2 rRNA genes are annotated in these 2,982 nt (G+C 56.9%); both read right to left on the bottom strand.

What is annotated here, in order from left to right:
* Positions 1 to 117, bottom strand: a 5S ribosomal RNA gene (gene rrf / locus ACWDGI_RS43535).
* 93 nt (positions 118 to 210) lie between these two features.
* Positions 211 to 2,982: ribosomal RNA gene (locus ACWDGI_RS43530) — 23S ribosomal RNA — on the bottom strand; the annotation flags it as partial.

The following is a 2,982-nucleotide window of genomic DNA, read 5'->3' as shown; positions in this document are numbered from 1 at the left end:
GTTCGGCGGTGTCCTACTCTCCCACAGGGTCCCCCCTGCAGTACCATCGGCGCTGTAAGGCTTAGCTTCCGGGTTCGGAATGTAACCGGGCGTTTCCCTCACGCTATGACCACCGAAACACTATGAAACTGTTCAGCCGCACCACACCCTGTAACCCAGGACATGGGGCTGTTCGTGGTTTCAGAACCAACACAGTGGACGCGAGCAACTGAGGACAAGCCCTCGGCCTATTAGTACCGGTCACCTCCACACCTCACGGTGCTTCCAGATCCGGCCTATCAACCCAGTCGTCTACTGGGAGCCTTACCCCATCAAGTGGGTGGGAGTCCTCATCTCGAAGCAGGCTTCCCGCTTAGATGCTTTCAGCGGTTATCCCTCCCGAACGTAGCCAACCAGCCATGCCCTTGGCAGAACAACTGGCACACCAGAGGTTCGTCCGTCCCGGTCCTCTCGTACTAGGGACAGCCCTTCTCAAGACTCCTACGCGCACAGCGGATAGGGACCGAACTGTCTCACGACGTTCTAAACCCAGCTCGCGTACCGCTTTAATGGGCGAACAGCCCAACCCTTGGGACCGACTCCAGCCCCAGGATGCGACGAGCCGACATCGAGGTGCCAAACCATCCCGTCGATATGGACTCTTGGGGAAGATCAGCCTGTTATCCCCGGGGTACCTTTTATCCGTTGAGCGACGGCGCTTCCACAAGCCACCGCCGGATCACTAGTCCCGACTTTCGTCCCTGCTCGACCCGTCGGTCTCACAGTCAAGCTCCCTTGTGCACTTACACTCAACACCTGATTGCCAACCAGGCTGAGGGAACCTTTGGGCGCCTCCGTTACTCTTTAGGAGGCAACCGCCCCAGTTAAACTACCCATCAGACACTGTCCCCCACCCGGATCACGGGCGCGGGTTAGACATCCAGCACGACCAGACTGGTATTTCAACGACGACTCCCCCTGAACTGGCGTCCAGAGTTCAAAGTCTCCCAGCTATCCTACACAAGCCGAACCGAACACCAATATCAAACTGTAGTAAAGGTCCCGGGGTCTTTCCGTCCTGCTGCGCGAAACGAGCATCTTTACTCGTAGTGCAATTTCACCGGGCCTATGGTTGAGACAGTCGAGAAGTCGTTACGCCATTCGTGCAGGTCGGAACTTACCCGACAAGGAATTTCGCTACCTTAGGATGGTTATAGTTACCACCGCCGTTTACTGGCGCTTAAGTTCTCAGCTTCGCCCCACCGAAATGGAGCTAACCGGTCCCCTTAACGTTCCAGCACCGGGCAGGCGTCAGTCCGTATACATCGCCTTACGGCTTCGCACGGACCTGTGTTTTTAGTAAACAGTCGCTTCTCGCTGGTCTCTGCGGCCACCCCCAGCTCAGAGTGCAAGACTCGTCACCAGGACTGGCCCCCCTTCTCCCGAAGTTACGGGGGCATTTTGCCGAGTTCCTTAACCATAGTTCACCCGAACGCCTCGGTATTCTCTACCTGACCACCTGAGTCGGTTTAGGGTACGGGCCGCCATGAAACTCGCTAGAGGCTTTTCTCGACAGCATAGGATCATCCACTTCACCACAATCGGCTCGGCATCAGGTCTCAGACTATTGCCAGGCGGATTTACCTACCTGACGTCCTACACCCTTACCCCGGGACAACCACCGCCCGGGATGGACTACCTTCCTGCGTCACCCCATCACTCACCTACTACCACCTTGGATCAGCGGCTCCACCACTCCCCTTTGCCCGAAGGCTCCAGGGCGGCTTCACGGCCTTAGCATTAATGGGTTCGATGTTTGACGCTTCACAGCGGGTACCGGAATATCAACCGGTTATCCATCGACTACGCCTGTCGGCCTCGCCTTAGGTCCCGACTTACCCTGGGCAGATCAGCTTGACCCAGGAACCCTTAGTCAATCGGCGCACACGTTTCCCACGTGTGAATCGCTACTCATGCCTGCATTCTCACTCGTGAACCGTCCACAACTACCTTCCGGTGCTGCTTCACCCGGCACACGACGCTCCCCTACCCATCACGATCCCCGTTGGGGGTATATATCGCAATGACACGACTTCGGCGGTACGCTTGAGCCCCGCTACATTGTCGGCGCGGAATCACTAGACCAGTGAGCTATTACGCACTCTTTCAAGGGTGGCTGCTTCTAAGCCAACCTCCTGGTTGTCTGTGCGACTCCACATCCTTTCCCACTTAGCGTACGCTTAGGGGCCTTAGTCGATGCTCTGGGCTGTTTCCCTCTCGACCATGGAGCTTATCCCCCACAGTCTCACTGCCGCGCTCTCACTTACCGGCATTCGGAGTTTGGCTAAGGTCAGTAACCCGGTAGGGCCCATCGCCTATCCAGTGCTCTACCTCCGGCAAGAAACACACGACGCTGCACCTAAATGCATTTCGGGGAGAACCAGCTATCACGGAGTTTGATTGGCCTTTCACCCCTAACCACAGGTCATCCCCCAGGTTTTCAACCCTGGTGGGTTCGGTCCTCCACGAAGTCTTACCTCCGCTTCAACCTGCCCATGGCTAGATCACTCCGCTTCGGGTCTTGAGCGTGCTACTCCACCGCCCTATTCGGACTCGCTTTCGCTACGGCTACCCCACACGGGTTAACCTCGCAACACACCGCAAACTCGCAGGCTCATTCTTCAAAAGGCACGCAGTCACACCACAAGGATGCTCCCACGGCTTGTAGGCACACGGTTTCAGGTACTATTTCACTCCGCTCCCGCGGTACTTTTCACCATTCCCTCACGGTACTATCCGCTATCGGTCACCAGGGAATATTTAGGCTTAGCGGGTGGTCCCGCCAGATTCACACGGGATTTCTCGGGCCCCGTGCTACTTGGGTGTCTCTCAAACGAGCCGTCAATGTTTCAGCTACGGGGGTCTTACCCTCTACGCCGGACCTTTCGCATGTCCTTCGCCTACATCAACGGTTTCTGACTCGTCTCACGGCCGGCAGACCGT

The organism is Streptomyces sp. NPDC001220 (assembly GCF_053597895.1).
The sequence above is the reverse complement of the archived record's forward strand: the minus strand, read 5'-3'. Positions and strand labels throughout refer to the sequence as shown.